Source organism: Pseudomonas sp. A-R-19, from assembly GCF_019956575.1.
Classification (GTDB): Bacteria; Pseudomonadota; Gammaproteobacteria; order Pseudomonadales; family Pseudomonadaceae; genus Aquipseudomonas.
In genome coordinates, this window is record NZ_JAHBDR010000042.1 from 1 (window position 1) to 21260 (window position 21260).

Consider the following 21260-nt stretch of genomic DNA (forward strand, 5'->3'; position numbering starts at 1 on the left):
GTTTTTTTCGTCATCCGCCGCTGCTTCTCCCCTCTCCAAACCTTCGCCACCCGCCCCGAAACAATCCTTGTGATACCCCACAAAACCGCTCACGAGTGCCTGCACCAACAGACACTGGCGCGCTTCACTACGCCCAAAACTGATATGTTTTTTTTCAGTTGTATTGCATATAGATTTTTATTGTGTCATTTATAGTCCCACCGATCACAGGACTGATCCACCGCGCCACCCCGGATGGCGGGCACCCGTTTCCCCCCAATGCCCTCCAGGGAGTCAACAATATGAACAAGACAGAACTTCTAGGTGCGCTGGCGCTATGCGCTTTCAGCTTTCTGGCACATGCCGACGAAGACAGCCTGCGTATCGGTATCGAAGCCGCCTACCCGCCCTTCTCCTTCAAGACACCCGAGGGCAACGTCAGCGGCTTCGATTACGACATCGGCAACGCCTTGTGCGAAGAAATGAAGGTCAAGTGCGAGTGGGTAATCCAGGAGTTCGACGGCATGATCCCGTCGCTCAAAGTGCGCAAGATCGATGCCGTGCTGTCGTCGATGTCAATCACCGAAGACCGGATGAAGTCCGTGGACTTCAGCAAAAAGTACTACCACACACCAGGCAAGTTCGCGATGAAGGCCGGCAGCGTGATCAATGACCCGCTGGTGGACCTCAAGGGCAAGAAACTCGGCGTGCAACGTTCCTCGACCTACGATCGTTTTGCCACCGAGCAACTGGAAAAAGCCGGCGTCGTCGTGGTGCGCTACGGCTCACAGAACGAGGCTTTCCTCGACCTGGCCTCAGGCCGCCTGGACGCCACCCTCGCCGACATCGTCAACACCGATGAGAGCTTCATCAAGACACCGGCTGGCCAGGGCTTCGCACTGACAGGGCCCGACATCACCGACCCGAAATACTTCGGCCGGGGCGCCGGGATCGCCGTGCGCAAAGGCGACAGTGCCAACGTTGCGCGCCTGAGTGCCGCGATCGACGCCATCCGCGCCAACGGCAAGTACCAGCAAGTGATGGCCCGGTACTTCGCGTTCGATATCTACGGCGAGTAAGCCTTACTCCCCTGACCCCAGCCCCGGCGCCGGCCCTTTGCAGGCGTCTTCCGGGGCTTGTCTTGCGCGCCTCGCGGCGCTCGCTTGAGGAACTTCATCATGCTCCACGGCTACGGATCGAGCATTCTCGATGGCGCCTGGCTGACCATAAACCTGGCCTTGACCTCCATGTCGATGGCGATTGCCCTGGGCCTGATCGGCGCGGCCTTTCGCTTGTCGCCGCTCAAATGGCTGGCCATGCTCGGGGAAAGCTACACCACCCTGATTCGCGGCATTCCTGACCTGGTGTTGATCCTGCTGATCTTCTACGGCGGCCAGGATCTGGTGAACCGCATTGCCCTGGCGCTCGGTTACACCCGCTATATCGACATCAACCCCTTCATCGCCGGTGTCTGCACCATGGGCTTCATTTTTGGTGCCTACCTCTCGGAAACCTTTCGCGGCGCCTTCATGGCGATCCCCAAGGGTCAGGCCGAGGCTGGCCTGGCCTATGGCATGGGGGGTGCGCAGGTGTTCTGGCGAATCCTGGTTCCACAGATGATTCGTTTCGCCATTCCCGGGTTCACCAACAACTGGTTGGTGCTGACCAAATCCACCGCGCTGATCTCGGTGATCGGCCTGCAAGACATGATGTTCAAAGCCAAGAACGCAGCGGATGCCACACACGAGCCATTCACGTTTTTCCTCGCGGTGGCGGCGCTGTACCTGATGCTCACCAGCCTGTCCTTGCTGGTGCTGCGCTATCTGGAAAAACACTACTCGGTCGGCATCAAAGCCGCCGAATTGTGAGGGGGAGCCGCCCATGATTCTCGACTACAACCTGATCTGGGAAAACCTGCCGCTGTACTTCAACGGCGCCTTGGTGACCCTCAAAGTCCTGCTGATTTCCCTGGCCCTGGGCCTGGTATTGGCGATTCCACTGGCGCTGATGCGGGTGTCGCGATCGCCGCTGATCAACCTCCCGGCCTGGCTCTATACCTACGTGATTCGCGGCACGCCGATGCTGGTGCAATTGTTCCTGATCTATTACGGCCTGGCGCAGTTCGAAGCGGTGCGCCAAAGCGTGCTCTGGCCTTACCTCTCCAGTGCCACTTTTTGCGCCTGCCTGGCCTTCGCGATCAACACCAGTGCCTATAGCGCGGAGCTGCTGGCCGGCAGTCTGAAATCCACCCACCCTGGCGAGATCGAAGCCGCCAGGGCCATGGGCATGTCACGCCTGACCCTGTACCGCCGCATTCTGCTGCCGTCGGCCTTGCGCCGGGCATTGCCGCAGTACAGCAACGAAGTGCTGATGATGCTGCAAACCACCAGCCTGGCCTCCATCGTCACCCTCGTCGACATCACCGGCGCCGCACGCACAGTCAGCTCACGGTTCTATCTTCCCTTCGAGGCGTTTATCACCGCCGGGCTTATCTACCTCGCCCTGACCTTCATCCTGGTGCGTCTGTTCAAGCTGGCCGAGCGCCGCTGGCTGGCGTATCTGGCACCGCGCAAGCACTAAGGAGCTGCTATGGAGCACATTCAATATTTGTTGCCGTGGAGTGCCTCGGGCACTGAACGAAAGCTGTCGCTGTTTCGTTTTGGCAGCGGACCACGCAAAGCCTACATCCAGGCGTCCCTGCATGCCGACGAGCTGCCGGGGATGCGCGTCGCCGTCGAACTCAAGCGCCGTCTGCTGGAACTGGAAACACAAGGCCGCCTGAGCGGGGTGATCGAGTTGGTGCCCATGGCCAATCCGATCGGTATCGCCCAGATGTTCCAGGCCACCCATCAGGGGCGCTTCGAGTTCTCCAGCGGCAAGAACTTCAATCGCGACTTCCCGGCGTTGGTCGATGCCATCGCACCGCTGCTCGAAGGCCGATTGGCAGACGATGCCGACGCCAACATCGCACTCATCCGCCGCGCCATGGGTGATGCCCTCGCCGCCATGCCGGCAGCGGACTCGGAACTCGACGGTCTGCGCCGCCTGTTGCTGCAGCATGCCTGTGACGCCGATGTGGTGCTGGACCTGCACTGCGATTTCGAATCGATCATGTTGCTGTACGCAATGCCGCAACACTGGCCGCGATTGCAGTCCCTGGCCGCTCGCCTCGGCGCCGGGGTCACGCTGCTGGCCGAAGATGCCGGCGGCAGTGCCTTCGACGAAGCCTGCGCAATCACCTGGCTACGCCTGGCCGAGCGGTTTCCTGAAGCCAATATCCCCCTGGCGTGCACCGCCACCACCATCGAGTTGCGTGGCATGGCGGACACCGAACGCGAGCAATGCGTCGACAGCGCCCACGCCATTCTCGGCTATCTCGCCGATCAAGGCCTGATCAGTGGTGACTGGCCAGCAGTACCGCCGAGCCATTGCCTGGCCGTGCCATTCGCTGGCGCGCAGTACGCCTGTGCGCCCCATCCGGGTGTGGTGAGTTTTCTGCAACCGCTGGGCGCGCAGGTCAAGGTTGGCGATCCGCTATTCGAGGTCATCGACCCGCTGACCGACCGCCATAGCGTGGTGCGCGCCAGCACCGACGGCATTCTCTATGCCCGCGAACGGCTGCGCTTTGCCCAGCCGGGGTTGTGGCTGGCCAAGGTTGCAGGTTCTACCCCCATTCGCCAGGGTCGCTTGCTCAGCGACTGATTCCAGAGAGTTCAAACCATGTACAAACTTGAAGTTCAGGACCTGCATAAAAGCTACGGCGCGCACCAGGTGCTCAAGGGCGTGTCCCTGCAAGCACAGGCCGGAGACGTGATCAGCATCATCGGCTCCAGCGGCTCTGGCAAAAGTACCTTCCTGCGCTGCATCAACCTGCTGGAGCAACCCAACGCCGGCAATATCGTGCTCAATGGCGAACCGCTCAAGCTGGTGGCCAACAAGTCCGGCGGACTGAAGGCGGCCGAGCCCAGGCAGTTGCAACGCATGCGTTCGCAGCTGTCGATGGTGTTTCAACACTTCAACCTGTGGTCACACATGAGCGCCCTGGAAAACGTCATGGAAGCCCCGGTGCATGTGCTGGGCCTTGGCAAGAAAGAGGCACGGGAAAAGGCCGAGCACTACTTGAACAAAGTCGGCGTGGCGCACCGCATGAACGCCTGGCCCGCGCATATGTCCGGTGGCGAGCAACAGCGCGTGGCCATAGCCCGCGCACTGGCGATGGAACCGCAAGTGATGCTGTTCGATGAGCCGACGTCGGCGCTCGACCCCGAACTGGTTGGCGAAGTGCTCAAGGTCATGCAGGACCTGGCACAGGAAGGCCGCACCATGGTGGTGGTGACTCACGAAATGGGCTTTGCCCGCGAGGTTTCCAACCAGCTGGTATTCCTGCACAAGGGCGTCGTCCAGGAGCGCGGCGACCCGCGTGAGGTGCTGATCAACCCGCAGTCCGAACGCCTCCAGCAGTTTCTGGCCGGGAGCTTGAAGTAACCCCCCACCCACTGCTCGGCGCTGCCCTGACAGGGCTGGCTTCGGATACACTCCAGCCAACCTTGTCAGGGCATCAGGCACAGCCCTTCTCCCACCCTCAGGAACTGTTGAGCCGGATATGCCCACCCCATCGAAAGACACCACGGTCTATGCCGCGCCGGTCATGCGCAAACTCACGGAAATCGTTTCCGAACTGCCACCGTCACTGCGCAAGGTGGCGGACTTTATCCTGCGTCATCCGCTCAAGGCCGCGACGCTGACCATCGAGGAGATGGCCCACGCAACATTGACCTCACCCGCCGCCGTCAATCGCCTGGCCAAAGCGCTGGACCTCGGTGGCTACAGCGGCATGAAGGCCGAACTGGTCGCAACGTTGCAGCAGATGGTCTCGCCGGTCGACAAACTGCGCAACGAACTTGCCCACCGCCCGGGCGGCGCGTTTGGCCTGCATGAACAACTCCAGAGCGCCAGCAGCAATCTGGCCACGGCGGTGACCAACAACCACGCCGACACCTTTGAAGCCTTCGTCACTCGCCTGACCACGGCACGCAAAATCTACATCCTGGGCTTTGGCAATAGCGTCTACTTCGCCGGCCTCGCCGCCTCGACCCTGATGCCCTTCTGTGCGGACGCCACGGCCATCAGCATGGAGGGCGGCAACGAAAACGCCGCGTACCGACTGGCCGCAATCACCGACCAGGACGTGCTGCTGGCCATCGCCCTGCCGCGCTACTCCCTCGACACCCTGCAACTGGCACGCTTCGCCAATGAACGCGGCGCAACGGTGCTGGCAATTACCGACTCACCCGCCTCGCCGCTCACCGGCATTGCCGAGCACACGCTGTTCGCGCCTTGCGATCACCCGGTGCTGACCAGCTCCAACATCGCCGTGCTGGCCCTGATCGAAGGCCTGGTCGCCGGCGTGATGGCGCGCAACAAAGAAGCGGTCAAACTGGCCACCGAACTGACTGAAAGCGTGATGTCGTACCTGCACATCCCGGCCAGCGGTAAACCAGCGAAAAAGTGATTGCGTACTGGATTTGCCTGACAGACCCGTGCCGCCATTGGCAGCCATGGGTTGAGTCCACAGTCGAAAGCGGCGCAATCTGTGCAGCCAGAACCAGTTGCCGCCCACAGGTGCTGCCAGCCGCTCGACAGAAGTCGCATTTCAATCCCGGGCAATCTTGTCATTTGCCAAGGCTTAGGGCAGGGTCGATACCACTGACATCTCTGCCAAAGGAGTCACCCCATGTCAAAGCTATATCCCAGTATCGATCCCGAGGGGCTGGTCGAGTACTCAGTGGTCTACACCGACCGCTCGCTCAACCACATGTCGCAGTCATTTCAAGGCGTGATGAAGAACATTTCCAGGACCCTGAAACAGGTCTACAACGCCCAGGCCGTTGCGGTGGTCCCGGGCAGTGGCACATTCGGCATGGAAGCGGTGGCGCGACAGTTTGCCACCGACCAGCAATGCCTGGTGATACGCAACGGCTGGTTCAGTTATCGCTGGAGCCAGATCCTTGAGATGGGCAACATCCCGGCGGCCACCACGGTGCTGAAAGCCCGACCGGTCGAGGCTGGTCGCCAGGCTGCCTACGCCCCGCCGCCTCTGGACGAAGTACTGGCAGCCATCGCGGCGCACAAGCCGCAGATTGTCTTCGCCCCCCACGTTGAAACCTCTTCAGGGATTATCCTGCCCGACGACTACCTGCGGGCCGTCGGCGACGCCGTGCATGCGGTGGGCGGCCTGTTCGTGCTGGACTGCATCGCCTCAGGCACGCTTTGGGTCGATATGCAGAAATGCGCAGTCGACCTACTGATCAGCGCACCGCAGAAAGGCTGGAGCGCCTCCCCGTGCTGCGCCCTGGTGATGTTCAGTGCTATGGCCCTCGAGCGCATCGAGCAGACGCAGAGCAGCAGCTTCGCCTGCGACCTGAAAAAGTGGCTGCAGATCATGCAGGCCTACGAACAGGGCGGACATGCCTACCATGCGACCATGCCCAGCGATTCCCTCGCGCGGTTTAACGAAGTGATGAACGAGACGCAAGCCTACGGTTTCGACAAGGTCCGCGGCGAACAACAGGCACTGGGCGATCGGGTGCGCGCCATGTTGACCGGCAAAGGCATCAAAAGCGTGGCCGCCGCCGGCTTTCAGGCCCCTGGTGTAGTAGTGAGCTACACCGATGATGCCGACATCAAGAACGGCAGGAAATTTGCCGACCACGGCCTGCAGATCGCCGCCGGCGTGCCGTTGCAATGCGACGAGCCGGCCGACTTCCAGACTTTCCGCATCGGTCTGTTCGGACTCGAAAAACTGCACAATATCGAGCGCACGGTCAGCACCCTCGAGCAGGCACTGGACGAGGTGATGGTTAACTAAGCCCTCATCTTGCCCACAGCACATACCGAACCGGTGAATTCCAGGCAGGCATCCTGCCATGGGCACTGGCTGTATGACTTGGATCGACCCTAAGCGGTCAGGTGTTGGACTCAGTTTTTGCCGCCGCCAACCCATTAAAATGGTTCTTCACGCAATCCCGGGAAACACGCAATACCTGTAGGAGCCGGCTTGCTGGCGATGGACTCAAGGGCGCCGCGTTTATCCGGTTTACACGCGGTATCGTTAACGACCATCGCTGCGATGCGGCGACCCGACAAGCCAGCTCCTACAAGGGACCGCGTGACCTCCAAACCTGTGAAAGCCCGAAAAAAATCACCAGCCCAGCGCCGGCGTGTTCGCTATCGTCACGCAGCGTACAGCTAGCCCGTCAGACTCATTGGCCTGGCCACTATTCACTGTGCAGAGCCGCCACCGGATGCAGGCGGGCCGCCCGCAGTGCCGGAGCCAGGCCGGCGAGAATGCCGAGCACCGCCGCCAGCAGCAGCGCCAGCAGCAGATACAGCGGTTGCAGCGCCAAGGGCAGGCTCGGCATCGCCAGGTGCAGTAGTCCGAGCAGGAGGCCCATCAACAGCAGACCCAGCAGACCACCGGCCAGGGACAGCAGCGTCGCTTCGGCGAGAAACAGCCCGAGCACCTGCCGCGGACTGGCACCAATCGCCCGCAACAGGCCAATTTCCGCCGTGCGCTCGCCCACAGTGGTGGTCATGATGGTGAGAATGCCGACGGCGCCGACCAACAGGGAAATACCCCCCAAGGCACCGATGGCCAGGCTCAGGGTGCCGAGAACGCGGTTGAAGCTGCGCAGCATGTCGTCCTGGGTGGTCAGACTGAAATCCTCCACGCCGTGCCGTTCGCCAAGCACCTGGCGAATCTGCCGACTCAACGTTCGCGAAGTGGTGCCGGCACCGAACACCACATGGACTTTGACCACCCCGGTGCGATTGAACAGGCTTTCGGCCCAATCCACCGGGATGTAGGCGATATCGTCAAGGTTGAAGCCGAGCAACTGGCCCTTCTGCGCCATCACGCCGATCACCCGGAAACGCACGCCGCCGACGCGGATCAGTTCGCCCAGCGGATTGCGTGCACCGAACAGTTCGACACGCAGCTGATGGCCGAGCACCACATAGGGCGGCGAATGACCGTCACGGGCCGCGGGCAGGAACTCGCCCAGGCTCAGCTGCATGCGCCAGGCCTGCGCCAACTGATGGCCGCCACCGAGAATGTCGCTGCGCCGGCTCAGTTGACCGAACTGGATATCCCCGCTGCCCGGAATGATCGGCACCGCCGCCTCGACATGCGGCAAGCGCCGCAGGGCGTCGGTATCCCTGATAGTCAGTGGCCGTACGCTGCCGAGCAGACCGCCGAGGCCGCTGGTCTGGGTCTTGCCCGGGCGCACGGTGATGATCCGCGTACCAAACTGCGAGAAGTTCTCCAGCACATAGCCGCGCACGCCTTCGCCTATGGCCGTGAGCAGCGCCACGGCGGCTATCCCGATCGCTATCCCGAGCAGGGTCAGCAGGCTGCGCAAGGGTCGACAGGTCAGCGCCGAGCTGGTCAGCCGCAAACCATCTTGCCAGCGCATCAGTGCGCTCCCGGCGGGCGTAGCGCCGCCACCGGTTCCAGCGCCGAGGCCCGAGCGGCCGGCAGCCAGGCGAACAGCAGCGCCGTGCCGAGTGCCAGCAGCACCGCGCTAACCCGCGCCCACCAGGGTGCATAGAGCGGCAGATCGAACGCCAGGCGCCCCAGCCAGAGCAAGGTTTCGGCCAGCAGTAGCCCCGCCAGCGCCCCCGCCAGGGCGAGCAGCGCCGCCTCGCCGAGGAACAGCAGGCGCAGCTGCGCCGCCGTCACACCGATGGCTTTGAGCAGGCCGATCTCGGCGCTGCGCTGGCTCACCGCAATCCAGGTCACGTTCATGATCAGGATGCCTGCCACCAGCAGGCTGATCGCGGCAATACCGGCCACCGCCAGGGTCAGCACCGCGAGTATCTCGTCGAAGGCGCTGAGCAGGCTGTCCTGGCTGATCAGGGTGATGTCTTCCTTACCCTCGTGGCGCTCCTTGAGCGCGGCGAGTATCAGCCGCTTGCTACGGTCGAGAAAGCTCGGACCACGCACCTCGACAAACACCCGCAACAACCCCTCGCGATTGAACAAGGCCTGGGCACTGGCCACCGGGATGATCAACATCTCGGCGAAATCCATCCCCAGGGATTCGCCCCGCTCACTGAGGATGCCGACCACCCGGAAGCGCCGGTCGCCGGCGCGCAACCATTCACCCAAGGCCGGGCGCGCACCGAATAACTCGCGCCGGAGTTTGCCGCCGATCACGCAGACGGCCTCGGCCTGCCCAGGGTCCAGCGCCGGCAGGGGCTGGCCCTGGACGACCGTCAATTGGCGAATGGCGAAGAAGTCCCGGGTGGTGCCCAGGGTCAGCACCTCACGATTGCGGTTGCCGACTATCACCTCCATCTGCCCGGCCTGCATCGGCGCAACCCGGCGGATGCCCGGCAACTGGGTGATGGCCTGGACGTCTTGCAAGGTCAACTCGTGCGGCGTCAGGCCGGTGAGCGGCGGCATGCGCCCCGTGGTTTCCTTGCGGCCCGGGAAAACGATCAGGATGTCGCGTCCGAGCAGCGAGAACTCGTTCAGGACGAAGGCCCGCGCCCCCGCGCCGAGACCGGTGAGCAGATTGACCGCAACCACCCCGATAGCGATGGCCAGCAGCAGCATCAGGCTGCGCGAGCGATGCCCACGCAAGGCGCCGAGCCAGAAACCCAGGGCATCGGCGGCGCGCATCAGGCCAGCGCCGGCTGCGGCGCAGCACTGTGGATCCGCCCGTCACGCATGTGTAACTGGCGCTGCGCGCGGGCGCCCAGGCTGGCGTCGTGGGTCACCACTATCAGGGTCAGGCCCTCGCCGTTGAGCTCCTCCAGCAAGCTGAAGACCTCGGCGCCGGCCTGGCTATCGAGATTGCCGGTGGGTTCGTCGGCCAACAACAGCGCCGGTTGCATGATCATCGCCCGGGCGATGGCGACGCGCTGGCGCTGACCACCGGACAGCTCGGCCGGGCGGTGGGCAATGCGCTCGCCCAGCCCCAGGCGCGCCACCAATTGGCTGCTGCGCTTGCGCCGTTGCGCCGCGCCGATGCCGGCGAGGACCATCGGCAGCTCGATGTTTTCCAGCACCGTCAGCCGTGCGATCAGGTGGTAGGACTGGAACACGAAACCGATCAGTTGGCTGCGCAATTGGGCGCGCCGCGCCTCGCTCAGCGTCGCCGTAGCCTCACCCTGCAGCCAGTATTCGCCGGCGCTCGGCGCATCGAGCAAACCGAGGATGTTCAGCAGGGTCGACTTGCCCGAGCCCGATGGGCCCATCACTGCCATGTAGTCACCGGCGGCGATGTCCAGATCCAGGCCGTCCAGCCCCATCACCTGCTGCTCGCCCAACTGGAAGGTGCGGCTGCCGCCGCGCAGGCGGATCATTGCTTAGTCTCCGGCGCATCCACCGGGATCACCGCCACGGTGTCCTTGAGCCCTTCCTGCTCGAGGCTGGCGACTATACGCGCGTCCTCGTCCAGCCCTGCGAGCACCTCGGTCCAGCGCCAGTTGCTCAACCCGGTTTGCACCTTCACCTCGCGCAACACCCGGGCGTTCGGGTCATATCGCAGCACGCGCTGTCCCTCCAGCAGGGTCTCAGTGGGGATGCGCAAAGCACGTGGGCGCTGCTCCAGGAGAATCTCGACATCGGCGCTATAGCCGGTGAGCAGGACCAGATCGGCCGGCGGCTGGTCGAAGCGCACCTCGACATCGACGGTGCGCGCCTGCTTCTCCAGTTCACGCACATAGGGCGCGATGCGGCTGACGCGGCCGGCGAATTGCTGGCCACGGAAGGCATCCAGGCTGATCCGCACAGCGGTTCCGGGGCGAACCCGGGCAGCGTCCACCTCATCGATAGGCGCCTCGACATACAGGCAGCTGTCGTCGATCAGGTCGACCGCCGGTGGCGTGGGAATACCCGGCGGCGAAGGGGTGACGAACTCGCCGAGTTCGCCGTTGATTTCTGCGACTATGCCGGCGAATGGCGCACGCAGGGTCGCCTGCTCCAGCAGTGAACGCTGCAACTGCAGGTTGGCGTCGGCCTCGCGGATCAGCACGGCACTGGCACTGCACATCAGCTTCGCCAGGCGAGCCTTGGTCTCGGCCTGGTCGAGGCGATCGGCGGCAACCAGCTTGCGGTCGGCCAACTGGCCCAGGCGATCGAGGTCGCGCCGGTCCAGATGCGCCTGCTGGCAGCGCTGTTCGCCGGCGTTGCGTTTGGCCTCCAGACGCGCCTCGGCCTCCTGCAGCCGGGCCTGTTGCTCGACCTGCCGCAGGCGCATGAGCACCTGACCCGCCTGGACCCGCTGGCCCTCGCCGATCAGCAACTCGGCAACCTGGCCGCCGACATTGAAGGACAGATGCGAGCGTCGACAGGACTTCAGCGTACCCGCGCGAGTATTGGCCACCAGCGTCTCTACCGGCCCCCGCTCAACCTCCAGCAGCCTGACCGGCAACGGCTGTGGTCGGCTCAACCAGCCGCCCAGTACCACCAGACAGGCCAGCATCGACGAGCCAATCAATAATTTGCGCATGGACTGAACCTCCTCCCCACATGGCTTGAGCCTAGGTCAGGAGGGTAAAAGCTCAACGCGAAACGTCATTTACCCGACGATTTTCAGACGAGCGTCAGATAAATGGCGTAATGAGATTTATTTCTCTCGTAACTGCTGTTGCCCTGCCATGCCGGGTTCATAAAATTCCTTGCCGCGGCGACGCTACGACGTCGAAATATTCCCGGAAACTGTGCCACGCTTTGCCCATATCCGAATGTTTCAAGCGGCCAGAAGCGGTGGATGATCTCTCCGCCCACCAAGCTTGCATAGGTATAGGGGGTATGCCTATCATGCGCGCAACATAGGTAGGGGGGGTATCCAATGGGTCATATCGCAGCAAACAAAGATGATCTTCTCAAACGCGTAAAACGCATCGCCGGACAAATCCAGGCCGTTGAACGCGCATTGGAATCGGATCTCGATTGCGCCAAAACACTGCACCTTGTTGCTGCCACTCGCGGAGCCATCAACGGCTTGATGGAGGAAATCATCGAGGATCACGCGCGGGAGCATGTTGCGAGCCCTGGGCTCAGTGAAGATGAGCGTAATAAGGGCGTCGAAGAGCTTCTTGAAGCCATTCGCCGTTACTCCAAGTGAACACATCCAGGCACTCCCCCTTGAACAGCACGAACATCAACTACACGCACGACCACGTGTTCCTTGGCTCAGCCCACGACGAAAATGCCAAGCGTACGCTTTGGGTCGTGGCGCTAACTGTTGTGATGATGGTTGGCGAAATCACCGCCGGGTATATCACGGGTTCGATGGCGTTATTGGCCGATGGCTTTCACATGGCAACTCATGCCGGCGCATTGGGTATCGCGGCAGCCGCTTACGGATACGCTAAACGCCACGCTTCCAGCCAGCGCTACAGTTTCGGTACCGGAAAGGTTGGAGACTTGGGCGGGTTCGCCTCGGCGCTGATTCTCGGCATGGTTTCCCTGGGAATTGGCGTTGAGTCCGTCATGCGCCTCTTGCAGCCAACGGAAGTGCAGTTCGGCACCGCTACGCTCATCGCGATTGCCGGTTTGATCGTCAACATCGTCAGTGCCCTGCTGCTGGGCCATGGGCACAGCCATGGGCACGATCATGACGATCATGGCCATCCCCATGCTCATCACGGGAACGACAACAATCTGAAATCGGCCTACGTCCACGTCGTCGCAGACGCACTGACTTCGGTTCTGGCCATTGCTGCACTGCTCGCCGGCCGGTATCTCGGCTGGGTATGGCTGGACCCGGTCATGGGCATCGTCGGCGCCATCGTTATCGCGCGTTGGGCATGGACCTTGATGGGGGTCACCGCAGGTGTACTGCTCGATCAGACCGATGCGCACGTTGCCGAGGAAATCCGCGAACTGGTCGAGAAACCGGGGGATGCCACCATCACGGACTTGCACGTCTGGCGGGTTGGACCGCAAGCCCATGCGGCCATCGTCAGCGTCCTTGGTGAGGCCACTGCGAACGCCGATAGCATTCGTGAACGTCTCAAGCCGGTTCACGAAGTCAGCCATCTGACGGTCGAGTTTCGACCGGTCTGATTCAGCGCCTCCCCCTTGATTGTCTCCAAAGGAACCTGCAATGCCCCCAGGGAAACGTGAACTGGCGCGAATCGAGCGCCGATTGATAACCACGCTCACCGAAGCGTGCGAAACAGCAAAAGGTGAAATCAAAGGCTTTGCCTGGCTCACCCACACCGCTGACCTGAACGCGTTGGCTGCAACCCTGAAGGTAACCTGGGTATTCGAAACCCTGGCTGACAGAAAGCTCGCCCAGGTTGACGCCAAGGCGCGCATCTTTGAGTTGACGGCCATCGCGCTGAAGGAGGCGAACATCGACCTGACCCCTTCAGACCATAGTGTCCGCTTCGACTCCGAGGAGGAGTGTCAGCGAACTCACAGAGGCGACTGGAAAATCCGCCTGACTCAATCACGCGTGGCCAACGGTGGCTGACAATGGCTAAAGAAATCGAGAATCCCTGCATCTCGGTTTGCCAGCTCAGTGGTGACCTGTGTGTGAGCTGCGGACGAAGCAAGGAAGACATCAGAAAGTGGAAACGCATGAAGCGACCCGAAAAAATGGCCGCTGTGCAAAGGGCGAATGTGCGCTTGAAAGGGCTGAAGAAAACACAGTGATAGTCATTTGTCCTTGATGATCGCTTTGGGTTGCAGCCCTTCACGGGCTGCAATCGGTCCAATAACAGCCCTTGATGATTGGCTGCTCTGCTATTGGCAAAAAGGCAGCACAGGCCGACACCGACCTACAGCGAGTGTCAGCAATGGGCCGCAAGATTTACTTCGAGACCACCAGCGCCGGTGGCTGCCAGCTGCCGTCGCCAGCGGGAAGAATCGAAGGCGGTGCGGTCTTCGGCCAGTAGAGGCGCATGACCAGAAAGACCGTGTCGTCGGGCGCGGGCAACCAGTTGGCTTCCTTAGCCTTGCCGGGGGAATCTTTCTGAATGTACAGCGTCAGTGAACCATCCGTGTTTTTCTTCATCGCCGACAGCATTGGCGAGTTGATCAGATAACGGTTGAGCGGATTCTTGATCAGCAACTGGCTCTTGCCGTCGTACATGGTCACCGACCAGAAGGCATTGACTGGCGGCAGTTTGCCGGCCGGGAAAGTCAGCGTGTACTTGCGCTTGCTGGTATCCAGCGTCTGGCCGGTGCCGTCGGTGCGCGTGTTGGGATACATCGCCTCGACGGCGTCGTTGCCGTAGAGGCCGCCTTTCGCGGCACCGGCACGCTTCAGCCAGTCGGCCTTGTAGAACGTTTGGTCGCCGAAGTACGCGCCTACGTTCCAGCCGTTGATTATCTTCGTCCCGCTCGCGAGGAACTTGTCGACCTTCTCGTCACCGGCCTTCATCCCGAGCAGGACCACGGCCTTGTGCTCGAGCGAGAGGTCCTTGAATTCGAAGGTGCGACCGGGTCCCACCCCAATGCTCGCCAGCTTGGCCCGGATCTCCTGGTCGTCAGCCGATGGCGGCACATACTCCATCGCGGCCGACAGGTACTCGAAGAAGTTGGCCTTGATGCCTTCCGTCGTAGCCGGTACGAAATCAATCTTCGGCGCAGTGGGCGGCGCGGGTTGATGGAGGAAGGCGGAGAGCGGCTGGACCTTGTAGCCCGCTTGCACCTTCTCGACATTCGGCATGTCCTTGGCATTGTAGAGCTGAGTCCGAATGGCGCTCACGGCGAAGGGAGTGGTCGAGGTGAAGACCTTTTTGATACCGGGAGGGGGCGCGCCTTTCCAATCGGGACCGACCACCATGTATTGGCCTGGCTCGTTGCCGGTGGCACGGCTGCCGATGTAGCCGTAGTTGTAAGTGTTGCCGTCGATCATCTGCACCGAGTAGTAACGCCGCTTGTCCACTGCCGGCACCGAGATCACCATCGGTTCCGCGCGCAGGTCCAGCCAGACAAACGAGTACGGGGTGTCGCTGTTCGGAGTGATGATGGCCGTGTCTTGGTAGGAGTAGACGCGAGGCTCGTTCTTGATCTGGTTGAACGGCGCCTTGTATTGCGGGCCGCCCTTGTCCACGGCATATTCGTGCATTACGGCGTAGTTCATGACCAGCGGTAAGCCGTAAATAAAGCCTTCCTCGGCGATTGCCTTGGTCTGCTCCAGACTTGGCGCGGGTACGCCCTTGGTCACATCCGTCTTGTCTGCCTGCGTGATCGGATCGTTCTTGCTCGCACACCCCGCTAAAAGCGTTGAACCCACTACGACGAGTGCCGCAGCTATTGACCAGCCCCGGTTAAACTTCCTGTTCATTTTTGCCTCGTTAGTTTTGAGCAAGCTGGCACCGTGAGCGTTCATGGTCACGGTGAAATAGTGTGAATACTTCTTGTGGCGAAGCGTCTACTCACGCGCTCAAGGAGTGTAGATCACAATAAGCCAGTATCACCTTTGCGCAGCTGATCAACTCCGATTCAATTCCGTAATACTTACGCGCTGCCGTTACGGACCATCTGGCGTCTAGACAGCCAACCGTGATCAGCAGCCAAAAAGCGGATAGTCAGAGACTCACTTTAGAGGTCCGCCAAAGACCGCTATGGGCCGATTTCAGTCTGACGTGGCAGATCGCATTTGGCCGGTAGCGAGAGAAGCAACGAAAGGTAAAGTGGAGCGCATAGCTGAACCGCTGCTGCGCGGCAATCAACCGCTTATAAAACTAAAGAGCTGAGATGTTGGCTATGGCGGCGAACGAGGATCTGACTGATTGGAATGGCCGCTGGCGTATCTCTAACAGCGTGGTGTCTTGCAGAACGCTTCCAACTCGCAAGCCAACGTAGGGACAGGAGCCTGAGGGAGTGCCCAGAGGCAAGCCTCAAAAGCCCACGCCTTTTAAGCAGGAGCGATGCGCCGCCTGGCTCTGTAAACTGAAAATCAGCAAGCCTTTGAAACGCATCAGGTCGACAAGGCAACCCGTCCTATCCCGGCAAACTCAACTTCCACTTGCACCCCGGCCGACGCCCAGTAGATACCGGTCCAGCTACCACAAGCCACCAGGTCACCGGCTCGCAACGGGCTGCCCAGTGCTGCAGCGTGACGCGCCAGCCACGGAAGCGAACTCAGCGGCTCACCGAATGGATGGCTGCCAACGCCGACGAATTCAGGCACCCCGGCCACCCGCAACGCCACCTGTTGTCTTGACCAATCCGGCATGTTCCCCAGCGTTTGCGGTGCACCGAGTACCAGCGCGCGGTTGAGTTGCTGGTCGGCCAGCCGAAGCAGTGGCGCGGCCTGATCGCCCTGCAGCCAGCGCGTGCCACACAGTTCGATGCCCGGCATCCACACATCGACCGCCGCACAAGCCATGGCCAGATCAGTGTGCTGGTCGAGGTCGCGCGACAGGCGCACGATCAGTTCACCCTCGATCCCGAAACCGAAGGCATCGCCCGGCGGAACCTGCCAACCCGACGGGTGTACCGCCAATGCCGGTACCCCGGCGGCGCTGATCAGCCCTCCAGGAGCGCCACCCAGTTTCCAAGCCGTTGGCGGCCCGGAGGCGAACCAGCCGAGGGCATCCGCTACCTGGTGCTGTACGGCATAGGCTTCGGCTTCGCTAGCCAGTTCCAGGGCTGGCAACGGTTGTTGGCGCCCTTCACGCCAGCCACGAATCAGGGTGGCGGCCACCTGCGCGACCGCACTCACAATGCCAACTCAGTCTTACGTCGGCGCAGTTGCGCGGGCGCCGGGCGCTCGCACGGCAGAAACCGGCCGCGACCCGCCTCACCGCGCGGCTCGCCGTCCCAGACCACCTCACCGCGAGACAGGGTCATGGCCGGCCAGGCGCTCAGCGTCATGCCGGCGTAAGGCGTGTAATCGACGTTGTGGTGCAGCATTTCGTTGCACAGGTGCACCGACTCACCTTCGTTCCAGATCACCAGGTCGGCATCAGCACCAATAGCGATGCTGCCCTTGCGCGGATACAACCCATACATCTTGGCGGCATTCGTTGAGGTCAGCGCAACAAAGCTTTGCGGGGTGATGCGCCCACTGCGCACGCCTTCGGACCAGAGCAGTGCCATGCGGGTTTCGACACCGGGAATGCCGTTGGCGATCTGGTCGAACGACACCTCTTCACCGTGGGCCTTCTTGCCATTCGGGCCATCGAAGCGAAAGGGTGCGTGGTCTGACGAGAAAATCTCGAACGAGCCGTTCTCCAGGCCATCCCAGATCACCTGCTGATTTGCGGCATCGCGCGGCGGCGGGCTGCAGATGCACTTGGCACCTTCGAAGCTGTCGTCACACCCCAGCGAGTCGGCGGTCAGGAACAGGTACTGCGGGCAGGTTTCGGCGTACACCTTCAACCCCTGGCTCTGGGCCCAGCGAATCTGCTCCACGGCCTCGCGACCCGACACGTGCACGATCAGGATCGGCACGTCCACCAGCTCGGCAAGGGCGATGGCACGATGGGTCGCTTCGCGCTCCACCAGCATCGGCCGCGACGCGGCGTGGTAGCGCGGCGCAGTCAACCCGGCCGCCAGTAGTCGCTCGGTGAGCCAGGCGATGCAATCGCTGTTCTCGGCGTGGAGCATCACCATGGCGCCCTCACGGCGCGCGACCGACAACGTCTCGAGAATCTCCCGGTCGCCCAGCTTCAGCGCATCGTAGGTCATGTAGATCTTGAACGATGTATAGCCTTCAGCAATCAAGGCCGGCAGTTCTTCACGCAGCACCTGCGGGGTGGGGTCGGTGACGATCAGGTGGAAGGCATAATCGATCACCGGCTTGTTACCCGCCCGACGATGGTAGTCATCGACGGCAGCGCGCAGGCTTTCGCCCTTCTGCTGACAGGCGAACGGGATGACGGTGGTGGTGCCGCCGCAGGCCGCCGAGACCGTGCCGCTGAAGAAGTCATCGGCCATCACCGAGCCGTCGCCAGTCGGCTGGTCGAGGTGCACATGGCTGTCGATGCCACCGGGGGTAACATGCCGGCCTGCCGCGTCGATTTCCTGGTGGCCTTGCGGCAGGTCCAGACCGAGGGAGACGATGCGCCCATCACGAATACCGATATCGCTGGTGAACGTGTCCGCGGCGGTTACCACGCGGGCGTTGCGAATCACCGTATCAAAAGGTTGCATATCAGGCCTCTTCCAGAAGTAACCGGCCCGCGCCGATCAGGTGGCGCGTGTCTTCAATCAAGTTCGTTCAAGCCAGGCACGGGCGATTTCTTCGCGCGTAGCAAACCAGACACCGCCTTGTTGCTTGGCATACTCGATGAATTGCTTGATCGCCCTGACCCGCCCGGGACGGCCCACCATACGTGGGTGCAGTCCAATCGACATCATGCGGGGTCCTTCAGCCGACTCCTCATAAAGGACCTCAAAGCTTTCTTTCATGTACTCGAAAAAGTCCGATGCCTGCGAAAGCCCCGGAGAATTCCAGTAGCGGAAATCGTTCACGTCGGCGGTATAAGGCACCACGAGATGACGCTTACCCTCGACCTCGACAAAGTAGGGAACATCGTCGTTGTAGGCATCGGAATCGTAGAGAAAACCGCCCTCTTCAGCGACCAGTCGACGTGTATTGACACTGGCGCCATACCGGCAATACCAGCCAACGGGACGCTTGCCACAGGTACGTTCGAATGACTCGATTGCCAGGCGCATGTGCTCACGCTCCTGCTCTTCAGTCAGGCGAAACACTTCCTCCCAGCGATACCCGTGACTGCAAATCTCATGGCCACCGGCGACGGCGGCGCGAGCCACATCAGGGTTCTGCTCAAAGGCCACTGCGCAGGCATGAAAGGTAGAGCGAACCGATTGCTGGTCGAGAATATCCAGAATTCGCCAGATCCCCACGCGCGAGCCGTACTCGTACATCGATTCCATCGCCAGATTGCGTGTGCCGTCGGGTATTGAATAGCTGCCCCATTCGGTCATTGATTCCTGGTCCGGGTCGCCCATGGCGAGCGAGCGTTCGGAGCCTTCTTCGTAGTTGATCACCAGGCTGATGGCCAAACGTGCGCCATTCGGCCAGGTGCCTTGCGGGCGTTGTCTACCGTAACCCACTAAATCGCGTGCAGGTGAAACCATCGGGATATTCTCCTGAAGTGACTGGTTAAATAAGTACGTGGCGAAAGTTGCGACTTAGCAGTCGATATCTTTCAGCCGGTCATGGCTGAAGGTGCTGTCCGATTGCCACTCGCTGAACGCAAGCCCCATCGCCAGGGTTTGCGCAATGCAGAACGAAGCCGTGAGCGAACGAAAGCCCAGTAACTCGGCGTCGTTGACCTCAATGACCGTATCGGCCATCTGCCCGATCGGGCTCAGAACGCTGTCAGTGATCGCAACCAGCGTCACCCCCGCTTCCCTCGCCTGACGGCAGGCCTCAACAGTGTCATGGGCGTACGGCGGAAAGCTGACGGCGATCAACAGATCATCATCGGCAATGGCACTGACCTGTTCGTGCAACGTGCCGCCTGCGCCGCTGATGTGCACGGTGCGCTGACCGACGCGGCTCAATGCATAACTGAGGTACGCCGCCACCGGAAAAGCGCGGCGCATGCCGATGACGAAGGTGGTCCGAGCGACTTGCAAGTGGGCGATAGCCGCTTCGATATTGGCCTGTTCACCGCCCTCCGCCAGATGCTCCAGAGAAACGATATTGGCCTGGCTGAACTCACGCAAAATCGCGCCGACGTCACTCGGGTCCTCCAGCAACGTCTCACCGCCGTAGTGCCGAATACGTTCGCTGTGGGTGTCGGCAGCCTGTTGCAGCGGTGCTCGAAACAGCCGCTGCAAATCCTTGAAACCTGCAAAGCCAAGGGCCTGAGCCAGCCGAATATAAGCGGAAGGCGCGATGTTTGAGCGCTTACCCAGTTCGGCCACCGTATTGAGTGCAATCTCATGCGGGTTGTCGATCAGGAATCGGGCAGCATCGCGTAGACGACCGGTCAGTTGTTCGTGCTGGGCCGCGATACAGTCACGCAGCTCTGCAAGGGTTTCAGGTAAGGCCATGATGAAGGCTCGTAAAATTAGAAGTGTGTACGCCGGTCAACGCAACGCATTGATGGCTTGATCCAGCGAAGTGATGAGGCGGTCGACTTCTTCCAGCGTGTTGTAATGCGCCAACGACACCCGCACTACCCCGCCAAACTGGTCAAGCCCAAGGGCTTCGATAAGTCGCCGTGCATAGAAGTCACCAAACCGAATGCCAATCCGGTGCTCATCGACCCTACGCACAACAGCCTCTGACTGAACGCCCTCAACCACGAAACTGATCGTTGGCACTCGATTGCGGGTACTTGCTTTACCAATGATCCGAACGCCCTCGCGCTGACGCAAAAACGCCAGCAGACGCTCGGCGAGCAAATCCTCCTGCACCTCAAAAGCATCGAACGCAGTCTGCATGCACTGGCGCTCGCTGCCTTGCGCTCCAAGCCGGGTGCCGATGTCGAGCAAATAGTCGGTAATGCCGATGCAACCAAATGACAACTCGTAGTTGACGTTGCCCGGCTGCAATTTGTAAGGCACCACGTCCTGGCCGATGAAAAAGTGGTTAAGGCTCGGCAACTCCAGCAACAGATAGCGACGTCCCCAGAGTACGGCAAAGTGCGGGCCGAAGGTTTTATAGAAGCTATAAACGTAGAAGTCGGCGCCGCTCGCCTGAACATCCACCAGACGGTGTGGCGCATAAGCGACGGCGTCCACACACAGTTTCGCACCCACCGCATGCACACGCCGCGCAACTTCGGCGACTGGATTGACCGAGCCGAGAATATTCGAGGTGTGGGTCATGGCCACATAACGGGTTTTGTCATTGAGCAAGACCTGCAGGTCATCCAGCTCCAACTCACAACTGTCGAGATTGACCTGCCACACGCGCAAGGTCGCCCCACGGCTTTCGCACAGCTTGACCCAGGGTCCGATGTTGGCCTCATGATCGCAATTGGTGACGATGATTTCATCGCCTGGAACGATTGACGGGGCGATGGCGCGACACAGTATTTGCAACAAGTGGGTGGTCGAGCCGCCCATGATCACTTCTTCGGGGTGCTCGGCGTTGATCAACTGCATGACCGAGTGGCGCGCCTGCATCACTCGCTCGCCAGCGACAACGGAAGGTTGGTAGGACGCACCCAGCTGCACACTGTTGTTCAGCAGGTAATCACAGACACGCTCAGCCACGGAGTTCAGAACCATCGAACCACCGGCGTTATCCATGTAGGCATAACCATCGGCCAAACCTGGAAATTGCTTGCGAACGTAATCGATATCGAGAGGATTCACT

General features: G+C 61.2%; 21 protein-coding genes. 11 read left to right on the forward strand and 10 right to left on the reverse strand.

Features of this window, described 5'->3' with window-relative positions:
- Positions 1-281 precede the first annotated feature (281 nt).
- From KGA88_RS08970 to KGA88_RS09000, 7 genes are all read left to right on the forward strand, one after another.
- Positions 282-1058, forward strand: a complete 777-nt coding sequence (locus KGA88_RS08970) for an ABC transporter substrate-binding protein (protein WP_223590214.1) — start codon at positions 282-284, stop codon at positions 1056-1058.
- A 99-nt stretch (positions 1059-1157) separates the two neighbouring features.
- On the forward strand, positions 1158-1847 hold the full coding sequence (locus KGA88_RS08975) for an ABC transporter permease (RefSeq protein WP_223590216.1): 690 nt from the start codon (positions 1158-1160) through the stop codon (positions 1845-1847).
- Between the two features lie 13 nt (positions 1848-1860).
- The gene (locus tag KGA88_RS08980; protein ID WP_223590219.1) at positions 1861-2559 is read left to right on the forward strand and encodes an ABC transporter permease; all 699 of its coding nucleotides are present in this window, start codon (positions 1861-1863) and stop codon (positions 2557-2559) included.
- Between the two features lie 9 nt (positions 2560-2568).
- Positions 2569-3681 carry a succinylglutamate desuccinylase/aspartoacylase family protein gene (locus tag KGA88_RS08985; RefSeq protein WP_110661021.1) on the forward strand — a complete coding sequence of 371 codons (1113 nt, stop codon included), beginning with the start codon at positions 2569-2571 and terminating at the stop codon, positions 3679-3681.
- 18 nt (positions 3682-3699) lie between these two features.
- On the forward strand, positions 3700-4464 hold the full coding sequence (locus tag KGA88_RS08990) for an ABC transporter ATP-binding protein (RefSeq protein WP_110661020.1): 765 nt from the start codon (positions 3700-3702) through the stop codon (positions 4462-4464).
- Positions 4465-4582: 118 nt separating this feature from the next.
- Positions 4583-5491 (forward strand): MurR/RpiR family transcriptional regulator, encoded by a 909-nt coding sequence (locus KGA88_RS08995; protein WP_223590222.1) that lies wholly within the window; start codon positions 4583-4585, stop codon positions 5489-5491.
- Positions 5492-5713: 222 nt separating this feature from the next.
- Complete coding sequence (locus KGA88_RS09000) at positions 5714-6847, forward strand: aminotransferase class V-fold PLP-dependent enzyme (protein WP_223590226.1); 1134 nt, start codon at positions 5714-5716, stop codon at positions 6845-6847.
- A 409-nt stretch (positions 6848-7256) separates the two neighbouring features.
- On the opposite strand, the gene KGA88_RS09005 is transcribed toward KGA88_RS09000, so the two are convergent.
- Genes KGA88_RS09005 through KGA88_RS09020 form a run of 4 tightly spaced genes read right to left on the reverse strand, consistent with a single transcriptional unit; the run spans position 7257 to position 11498 of the window.
- A complete protein-coding gene (locus KGA88_RS09005) occupies positions 7257-8453 on the reverse strand; it encodes an ABC transporter permease (protein ID WP_223590228.1) in 1197 nt (398 codons plus the stop codon).
- A complete protein-coding gene (locus KGA88_RS09010) occupies positions 8453-9664 on the reverse strand; it encodes an ABC transporter permease (RefSeq protein ID WP_223590230.1) in 1212 nt (403 codons plus the stop codon). Before KGA88_RS09010 ends, KGA88_RS09005 begins: the two co-directional genes overlap by 1 nt.
- Entirely contained in the window at positions 9664-10350 is a 687-nt protein-coding gene (locus tag KGA88_RS09015) for an ABC transporter ATP-binding protein (RefSeq protein ID WP_223590232.1), read from the reverse strand. The genes KGA88_RS09010 and KGA88_RS09015 overlap by 1 nt, the downstream gene beginning before the upstream one ends.
- Positions 10347-11498, reverse strand: a complete 1152-nt coding sequence (locus KGA88_RS09020) for an efflux RND transporter periplasmic adaptor subunit (RefSeq protein WP_110658503.1) — start codon at positions 11496-11498, stop codon at positions 10347-10349. The genes KGA88_RS09015 and KGA88_RS09020 overlap by 4 nt, the downstream gene beginning before the upstream one ends.
- Positions 11499-11840: 342 nt before the next feature.
- Here KGA88_RS09020 and KGA88_RS09025 point away from each other — a divergent pair, with 342 nt between their 5' ends.
- The 4 genes from KGA88_RS09025 to KGA88_RS09040 are packed head-to-tail and all read left to right on the forward strand — an operon-like array spanning position 11841 to position 13654.
- On the forward strand, positions 11841-12116 hold the full coding sequence (locus tag KGA88_RS09025; RefSeq protein ID WP_223590234.1) for a metal/formaldehyde-sensitive transcriptional repressor: 276 nt from the start codon (positions 11841-11843) through the stop codon (positions 12114-12116).
- A gap of 20 nt (positions 12117-12136) precedes the next feature.
- Positions 12137-13060, forward strand: a complete 924-nt coding sequence (dmeF, locus tag KGA88_RS09030; protein WP_110658501.1) for a CDF family Co(II)/Ni(II) efflux transporter DmeF — start codon at positions 12137-12139, stop codon at positions 13058-13060.
- Positions 13061-13100: 40 nt separating this feature from the next.
- Positions 13101-13472, forward strand: coding sequence for a hypothetical protein (locus KGA88_RS09035; protein WP_223590237.1), 372 nt, complete (start codon positions 13101-13103; stop codon positions 13470-13472).
- Between the two features lie 2 nt (positions 13473-13474).
- Entirely contained in the window at positions 13475-13654 is a 180-nt protein-coding gene (locus tag KGA88_RS09040) for a DUF1289 domain-containing protein (RefSeq protein WP_223590240.1), read from the forward strand.
- 157 nt (positions 13655-13811) lie between these two features.
- Here KGA88_RS09040 and KGA88_RS09045 read toward each other — a convergent pair whose 3' ends face one another.
- The 6 genes from KGA88_RS09045 to KGA88_RS09070 form a co-directional block, all read right to left on the reverse strand.
- Positions 13812-15293 (reverse strand): DUF1254 domain-containing protein, encoded by a 1482-nt coding sequence (locus KGA88_RS09045; protein WP_223590243.1) that lies wholly within the window; start codon positions 15291-15293, stop codon positions 13812-13814.
- A 636-nt stretch (positions 15294-15929) separates the two neighbouring features.
- Positions 15930-16676, reverse strand: a complete 747-nt coding sequence (locus tag KGA88_RS09050; protein ID WP_223590246.1) for a fumarylacetoacetate hydrolase family protein — start codon at positions 16674-16676, stop codon at positions 15930-15932.
- The gene (gene hydA, locus KGA88_RS09055) at positions 16673-18109 is read right to left on the reverse strand and encodes a dihydropyrimidinase (protein WP_223590249.1); all 1437 of its coding nucleotides are present in this window, start codon (positions 18107-18109) and stop codon (positions 16673-16675) included. The genes KGA88_RS09050 and hydA overlap by 4 nt, the downstream gene beginning before the upstream one ends.
- 57 nt (positions 18110-18166) lie before the next feature.
- Positions 18167-19063, reverse strand: coding sequence for an allantoinase PuuE (locus KGA88_RS09060; protein WP_223590252.1), 897 nt, complete (start codon positions 19061-19063; stop codon positions 18167-18169).
- A gap of 54 nt (positions 19064-19117) precedes the next feature.
- Positions 19118-19987, reverse strand: coding sequence for a MurR/RpiR family transcriptional regulator (locus KGA88_RS09065; RefSeq protein WP_223590254.1), 870 nt, complete (start codon positions 19985-19987; stop codon positions 19118-19120).
- A gap of 36 nt (positions 19988-20023) precedes the next feature.
- Positions 20024-21259, reverse strand: coding sequence for a cysteine desulfurase-like protein (locus tag KGA88_RS09070; protein WP_223590257.1), 1236 nt, complete (start codon positions 21257-21259; stop codon positions 20024-20026).
- Position 21260: the final 1 nt, after the last annotated feature.